At 62.9% G+C, this 6,877-nt stretch carries 6 protein-coding genes and 2 pseudogenes; 3 read left to right on the top strand and 5 right to left on the bottom strand.

What is annotated here, in order from left to right; all coding sequences use genetic code 11:
- Window positions 1-174: 174 nt before the first annotated feature.
- Window positions 175-939, bottom strand: coding sequence for a heparin lyase I family protein (locus tag VKI00_RS30410; protein WP_324446575.1), 765 nt, complete (start codon window positions 937-939; stop codon window positions 175-177).
- Between the two features lie 723 nt (window positions 940-1,662).
- Here VKI00_RS30410 and VKI00_RS30405 point away from each other — a divergent pair.
- Both VKI00_RS30405 and VKI00_RS30400 read left to right on the top strand, forming a co-directional pair.
- Window positions 1,663-2,229 (top strand): transposase, encoded by a 567-nt coding sequence (locus VKI00_RS30405; protein ID WP_324446573.1) that lies wholly within the window; start codon window positions 1,663-1,665, stop codon window positions 2,227-2,229.
- Window positions 2,230-2,350: 121 nt separating this feature from the next.
- Complete coding sequence (locus tag VKI00_RS30400) at window positions 2,351-2,926, top strand: methyltransferase type 11 (protein ID WP_324446570.1); 576 nt, start codon at window positions 2,351-2,353, stop codon at window positions 2,924-2,926.
- A 216-nt stretch (window positions 2,927-3,142) separates the two neighbouring features.
- Here the strand turns inward: VKI00_RS30400 and VKI00_RS30395 are convergent, their stop codons facing one another.
- The 4 genes and pseudogenes from VKI00_RS30395 to VKI00_RS30380 form a co-directional block, all read right to left on the bottom strand.
- Window positions 3,143-4,447: an IS110 family transposase gene (locus VKI00_RS30395; RefSeq protein WP_324446568.1), complete on the bottom strand. Its 1,305-nt coding sequence runs from the start codon at window positions 4,445-4,447 to the stop codon at window positions 3,143-3,145.
- Between the two features lie 247 nt (window positions 4,448-4,694).
- Window positions 4,695-5,006: pseudogene (locus VKI00_RS30390) on the bottom strand (putative transposase); the annotation flags it as partial.
- 3 nt (window positions 5,007-5,009) lie between these two features.
- Window positions 5,010-5,210, bottom strand: a pseudogene (locus VKI00_RS30385) (IS110 family transposase); the annotation flags it as partial.
- A 350-nt stretch (window positions 5,211-5,560) separates the two neighbouring features.
- Window positions 5,561-5,698 carry a hypothetical protein gene (locus tag VKI00_RS30380; RefSeq protein ID WP_324446566.1) on the bottom strand — a complete coding sequence of 46 codons (138 nt, stop codon included), beginning with the start codon at window positions 5,696-5,698 and terminating at the stop codon, window positions 5,561-5,563.
- A gap of 277 nt (window positions 5,699-5,975) precedes the next feature.
- On the opposite strand from VKI00_RS30380, the gene VKI00_RS30375 reads away from it, so the two are divergent.
- Window positions 5,976-6,877: glycosyltransferase (locus VKI00_RS30375; protein WP_324446577.1), on the top strand; the 902-nt coding region annotated here is incomplete at its 3' end.

The raw sequence follows: 6,877 nt of genomic DNA, 5'->3' as shown, positions 1-6,877 counted from the left end.
CCGCGCACTGGACACGCGTCGACCGTGACTACGAACGAATCCGCATCGACATGCAAACGCTGTTCACCGACATCGCCCTCCAAACCCTGCTAGCCGCTTGAGGATTCGGCACCAGTCCGCCACTGCACATCACCAACAAATTGTCGAAAGTCGATCCTCAAGCGGCTAGCTTCGCTAGAGCGCGACCCGAGTGATGCCACCGAATTGCGAGTAGTTGGTCCCGGCCCCGGTAAACGAATAGTAACCGAACTGAATAAACGGGTCGCCGTCACCGGGGAAGCACGTTGCACCCGAATAGTCCAGCCATTTCGTGCCGTCAATAAACCACCGTATATAGCCGTCCGATCCCAAAGACCATTTGACCTGTATCATGACGTGATACCAGTGGTTGAAAATGAGGGAATCGGTGTAGTAGGGCGTCGCCCCTCCCCCTGTGTCCCGCATGATTTTGAAACACGGCTGAGGGGCCACAGGACTCGACGTGACATCAAGCGATAGATTGTGACCGGCCGACGTGCCGGTGTGAAATTCCCACAGCAGGCCACAGAACCACTGTGAGAGGATCGTCTGCGTGGGCAGGTTGAGGTAGAACGTCCACTGTACTTCCGTGCCGATGGTTTCGCCCACGTACTGGGCGAGAATGGCTTTAGCTCGGTCGTTCCATGGGGCGATGTCAGTGTCGGCGCAAGTGAAGGTCCAGCCAGGTCCGGAGGGGGTGGACATCGTGTTGAAATGGGCGTTTGCGACCGCTGGGCGGGTAAACGCTGGCTGGAACACGGCGGTCAGGTCGCTTAGATTGGCGATGTTCACACTACCCGAGGCCGTCGCTGCCCACGGGCACCCGAACACCGCCCCGGTCGCCAACATTGCGACGCCGCCGCGAAGAAACGTCTGGCGCGAGATCCCACGGTCCGGCGAACGGCTACGGTTCATCGTCATGGACCGGATTCTGAACCATTCGGCCCAGAAAATCCAGGGGGCGTCGGCGCACGTGACTATCGGCTCGGCATCGAAGTGATCGGTCTGGCGATGCCGCCACGGTGCGGCGGAATCGGCGGACGCCCCGACAACGCCGCACCGCATTCAACCTCTCGAAACGACACAAATCGTCATCGTCATCATGCCGACGCGCCATCAGGCACCGCCAACGTTCGCGCGCACCGCGCGAATACGGCTGCCGCTTTTAGTCTTGCGCCGCTCGGACTGCCGATCGAGGGCGAGGGTTGTCGGGCGTCGGCGTTCGGCTCAGGCTAAGCAGGCGATCGAGTCGCTGGTACCGGCTGCTGCACGCTGCGGCTCGCTGGTCAAACCATCCCGCTACCTGATCCTGCGGGTCCCCGAAACCTGGCCCTAGGCACAGGAATTCGCCGACACGGTCAACTGCGTCCGCGCCATCCCCTGACCCGCGGGCCCCTGTCCAATCGACCCCAAGGAAGGAGTAGCCAGCCCGGGACCGAGGAACCCGGCGTGACCGCGCGACACGTGGCGACCGCCCCTACCGTCCCACCGGAGTCAAAACCCATCGCCGGATCGACGCTCATCAGCCTCGACATTTTACGTAGTTGACAGCTGATGCGTGTCGTGAATGTGAAAGGTGCACTGCCTCAACGAGAATCGACGTTGCCGACGTTCGATTATCACGCGAGGGAGTGCACCTAACAGATGCAGGCTATCACCGATTGGCCGAAGAATCTTCGTGTAGAGGTCCGCGGCGACGACGTGGCGCAGCACGCTGGGTGCGTGCTGCCCCGGATGCTGGCGGATGCGACCGGGCTCACCGAGGCGCTGTCGGCAGCGGTGTCGCGGCCGGAGGTGACCCACGACCGGGGCGCGGTGCCGCGAGACGTGGCGGTATCGATCTGCGACGGCGGCCGCGACATCTGCGATGTCGTGGTGCTGGGCCAGCAGCCGCGGCTGTTCGGGCCGGTGGCGTCGATCCCCACGGTGTGGCGGTCGTTGAACGAGCTCGACGCGTCCGACATCGCCGCGATCACCGTGGTGCGCAACCGGATCCGGCCGAAGGTGTGGGAGGCGATCGCGGCCCGGCATGGTGCGATCCCGCCCGCGCCCACCTGCTACGGCGACCTCGGCGCCACCATCGTGATCCGCATCGACGCGTCGCTGGTCGACTCGCACAGCGACAAACAGCACGCGGCGGGCAACTTCAAGGGCGGCTGGGGGTTTCATCCGCTGATGGCGTGGTGCGACAACACGGGGGGTCACTATTAGACTGGCGTCCTCATATAGCCATCGTTGGAAGGGAACTCTTGTGGCCGCTAGGGGGATACGACGCTTGCTGGTAGATTCGCCGACGTCGCTCGGTGCCAGGGCCCGCATGCAGCGTTGGGAGATGTTCAGCAACGCATTCCCGACGATCGAAAAGCTGCGTGTCCTGGATGTCGGCGGCACTGTCGAGGCATGGCGCCGCGCCCCGGTCAAACCCCGTCATGTCACGGTGCTCAATCTATTCGAGCCCGGCGAGTCAGACGACAACTCGATTACTCCAGTGACCGGAGACGCCTGCAATGCTGCTGACGAGTTGGCCAGGGCGAACGTTGAAACGAACTTCGATCTCGTGTTTTCAAATTCACTGATCGAGCATGTGGGCGGGCATGCTGCTCGTTCCCGGGTGGCGGGCCAGGTCCACCGATTGGCCGAGCATCACTGGGTACAGACGCCCTATCGGTACTTCCCGTTGGAGCCGCATTGGCTTTTTCCGGGGATGCAATTCATGCCCACCGCGGCGCGAGTTCAGATCGCGCGGTATTGGCCCCTTCTCAGAGCAGCGAATGCCGAAAACGCAATTCACATGGTATTGTGGACGGACCTGATTGGCGTAACCGAGATGCGAGACTATTTTCCAAATTCGACTATTCTCCACGAACGGGTACTGGGAATGACCAAGTCCTTGATCGCGGTCAAATGAGGGCACGAATCCCGTCGTCCGGAACCGCGAATCACGTAACGCTCAAATAATCCAAAGAAGGATCCCATAATAAAGACGGACGGATGAGACGGCTCAGCTCCCATGACCGAAATCGGCTCGCCGATCCAGTTTCCTGGCTGGTACGTGAATCGATGGTGACCGGGCAGGGCGAAGCCACCCGGTGTAGCCGGATTTGATTGATGTCAGGGTTTTTGTTCAGGCTGCGGGTTCGATCGTGACGGTGTGTCCGAGGGCTTGGAGTTTGGCGACCAGTCTTCGGGTTTCTGTTTCGGGGTCAACTCGACGGTCGAGATAGTCGGCACCGAGATCGCGGTAGGGCTTACCGGTGGCAAGTACGTGCCAGATGATCACGCTGAGTTTATGCGCGACGGCGATGGCCGCTTTGTTCTTCGCGGTCGGGCTGCGGGAGCCGCCGAACTTGCGGACATGCCAGCGGTACAGGCTTTGCAGATAGCCAGGGGTGCGCGACGCGGCCCACCCGCATTCGACGAGCACGTGCTGAAGATGCTGGTTTCCCTTTCGGGGCTTGCCTGAGTGGCGTTTGCCCGCGGATTCGTGGTTGCCGGGGCACACCCCGATCCATGACGCGAAATGTCGGGCTGATGGGAAAGACTCGGCGATGTCGGCCCCGGCCTCGGAGATAACCGCCGCTGCCGCGAAGGGTCCGATGCCGGGGATCGTGGTTAACAATTCGCGTTGGGTCTGAAAGGGCTCCATCATGTCCTCGATCTGGGCGTCGAGCCTGGCGATCATCTCCTCGAGGTGGTCGAGATGATCCAGATGCAGCCGACACATGAGCGCGTGATGGTCGTCGAAGCGACCTTCCAGCGCCCGCTGCAAGTCGGGAATCTTCGCACGCATCTTGCCCTTGGCCAGGTCGGCCAGCACCAGTGGACGGTGCTCGCCATCGATCAGTGCTTCCACCATCGCCCGCACCGACTGGGTGGTGATCTTCGAGGCCACCGAGTCGACCTTGATCCCAGCGTCTTGAAGGACGTTGCCGAGCCGCTGCAGCTCGCTGGTGCGGGACTCGGTGAGCTTGGTGCGGTAACGGATCACATCGCGCGCGGCCTTGATCTGCGCGGGTGGGATGAACGAACCCCGCAGCAGCCCGCATTCGAGCAGCTGGACCAGCCACTCCGCATCCGATAGGTCGGTCTTGCGGCCCGGCACGTTACGCACATGACCGGCGTTGCATACCAGGACCTTCTCGAACTGGCCGTGCTCGATCAGCGCGTGATACACCGGCATCGAATAGATCCCAGTCGCTTCCATCGCCACATGGGTGACCTGCTGCTCGGTCAGCCAACGCGCGGCGAGTTTGAGCACCCCATAGAAGGTCTTGAACGTCCGTCTGATCGTCTGCCGATGGTCGGGTCCGTCACCGGGAAGCCGCACCGCCACCGCGATGACGTCTTTGCCGATATCGACTGCCGCACACCGCTGATAGAGAACCTGCATCAGTGCCTCACTTTCCTGTCGCTCAACCGTGGGGCGCACGCCGCCTCCAAAGCCCTCAATATGGAACTGGAGGCTGGTACTCGCGCTCACAGGCAGCAGCCGGGAACACCCGAACGGGGAGGGCTTCAGCGCCAATCTCTTCGACGGCCTCACAGGCCAAGCCAAACCGGCGTCGGAAGGCGACGAGCGCACACCGATTCTCACCCACCGCGAACGGACCCGCCAGGGTCCACCAGATCTCTTCGGAAATCAGGACTCCTGACATAGCTCAGTAATTGGTGCGCGGTCATCGGTGGGATTTGATGCTGTAGCGCAGGGTGAGGCCGGTGCCGGGGTAGACCGTGTGGGTGTCGTTGAGGACGCGGCAGAGTTCGTCGATGGCGACGGTGTGCCGTGGCGCGGGGAGCGGGTCGAGCCGGACGTGCAGGGTGTTGGTGGCGGTGTCGGGGATGATGTCGCCGGAGCCGGCGAGGGCGGTGCGGATAACGGAGTGGGCTTCGTCGTCGGCGCGGGTGTAGCCGGTGTCGGTGACGATCGCACACGCCAAGGACTGTGCGGTGTTGTAGGCGGCGATGCGGATGGCGTGGTGGATCAGTTTGGTCTCGGTGTCGACGCACGTGACCTTCTCGTTAATCAGATGCTCTCGCAACGTAAGGATCTGGTTGCTCATCGCGCCCCAGGTGGTCACTGTCACCTTGGTTGGTCGCCGTCCAGAGCCCTGAACCCGCACGCATACCTTGGCGTCTTTCTTAGCGACGTCGATCCCTGCACATCGCGGATGCGTCACTTCCGCCCTGACCACCTCTCCCACTTCGCACTGAATCCGTTGTCGGCGTGCGCACCGCGGGGAGGCGTTAGGACTTTCCTACGCGTGCTCGAAGCAACAATCCACGGTTCCCGCGTCGAGGACGAGAAACCGTCCTACCTCCACCACCACGTTTCCAAACGAGCTCGCAGCACCAAGGGAAAATCGGGGTCGACCGCGACACGCACGCACCAATCGGGGTCTCTGACCCGCGGCCGGACGTGAGATCGGCGCACGATTTCACACTCCACGGAGGTGGCCACCACCTGCACCGTTTCCAAGAAATGGAGTCTCCGGACATGCCGGGCGGTTCACTCAACACGATCAGCTGGCCGCCGTCCACACACTCAGATCTCGCCAACCTCGATGACGCCCCCATCGTGATCCTCGACGAGGCGCGACAACTTGAGTCTGCGACCCGTCGACGACCTTCCATCGGTCTCCAAAGTGGCGAACTCGAAGTCTTTGATTGTTGTTATACTCATCCAAAGAGCATGTAGAGTTGCCCATATATGGATAATCGGTTTCATACCGTGTTACCGTTTCGTTCGCCACGGTTAGGAAAGAACAGTGCTGGGCGGTGGTACGGGGCGTCGGGTCGCGGTAATCCGGTGACCGGTGAGGGTGCGCATAGACCGGGCTCGACGCACGGAGGAGACGTTTCGGCCAATGAATGCCGCCGCAATCACGAACTTGCTGCGCGCCAATGGCGCGCTGCCGCTCGAACATCAACACGGCGGTCGCACGGTGAATTCGCTTCGGGTGCTGTGGCTTTCGCCCTGGGTGCGGGCGGCGGTACGCGTGCAGGCCGAAGCGCTGCTCCGGCGGGGTGTCGACGTGCTGCTGGTGACCTCCGATCTGCACCCGGAATCGGACGCGGCCCGTGATTACGAGCTGGTGCTCGATCCGCGGTTGCGCAGGGCCGCGACCTGGCCGGCTACCCTGGCGGCCTGGCGCCGGGTCCGCGAATACCGCCCGGACGTCGTAATCGTCGAGATGGTCAGCGATCCGCGCTGGATCGCGCTGGCCGGGTCAGCGCCGCGTGTTCAGTTGGTGCACGACGACCTTCCCAAGGACCCGGTCGAACGGTGGTGGCCCTTTTATACGCGTGCCGTATTCGAGCGCTGGGGCGCGGGTTCGGCGGCCACCGTTACCTACAGTGACTATGTAGCGGCCGCGATCGCCACCCGGTGTTTCGTGGCCGGCACCCGCGTGCATGTGGTGCCGCTTCCCAGCGACCTCGACCCGGCGCTGTGCCCTCCGCTTGTCGGCCCCGAAGACCGGCACGACTTCGTGATGATCGGCCGGCTCAACGCGTATAAAAACGTGGACGTGGTGCTTGAGGCCTGGCAGCGCCATGTCGCCGGCGACGGCTGGCGCGGTGATGATCTGGTGTTCATCGGCGACGGGCAGGCTATCGCCGGCGCCCTACCGAAGCACACCCGGTGGCGGCGCGGCAGTTACCGCTATTGCGACGTCGTCCCGACACTGGCCGCCGCGAAGGGTTCGGTCGCCCACTACCGGCGTGCCTCCCAGAGCGGCGTGCAGGTGCTGTCGATGCAGCTGGGCGTCACGCCGATTGTTTCCACGGCCGGTGGGCTGCCCGAATTCCAGCCGCCGGGCTGCCCGCCGGTCGGTGTCGACGACGTCGCCGGGCTCGCCAC

The organism is Mycobacterium sp., assembly GCF_035314665.1.
GTDB lineage: Bacteria > Actinomycetota > Actinomycetes > Mycobacteriales > Mycobacteriaceae > Mycobacterium.
Note: the sequence above shows the minus strand (reverse complement) of the source record. Positions and strands in the feature narration are given on the sequence as shown.

What these genes read in the sequence shown, in the direction of transcription:
- VKI00_RS30400 (WP_324446570.1), top strand. Translation starts at nt 2,351, where the DNA reads ATGTTCAGCAACGCATTCCCGACGATCGAAAAGCTGCGTGTCCTGGAT.
- VKI00_RS30405 (WP_324446573.1), top strand. Translation starts at nt 1,663, where the DNA reads ATGCAGGCTATCACCGATTGGCCGAAGAATCTTCGTGTAGAGGTCCGC.
- VKI00_RS30380 (WP_324446566.1), bottom strand. Translation starts at nt 5,698, where the DNA reads ATGAGTATAACAACAATCAAAGACTTCGAGTTCGCCACTTTGGAGACC.
- VKI00_RS30410 (WP_324446575.1), bottom strand. Translation starts at nt 939, where the DNA reads ATGACGATGAACCGTAGCCGTTCGCCGGACCGTGGGATCTCGCGCCAG.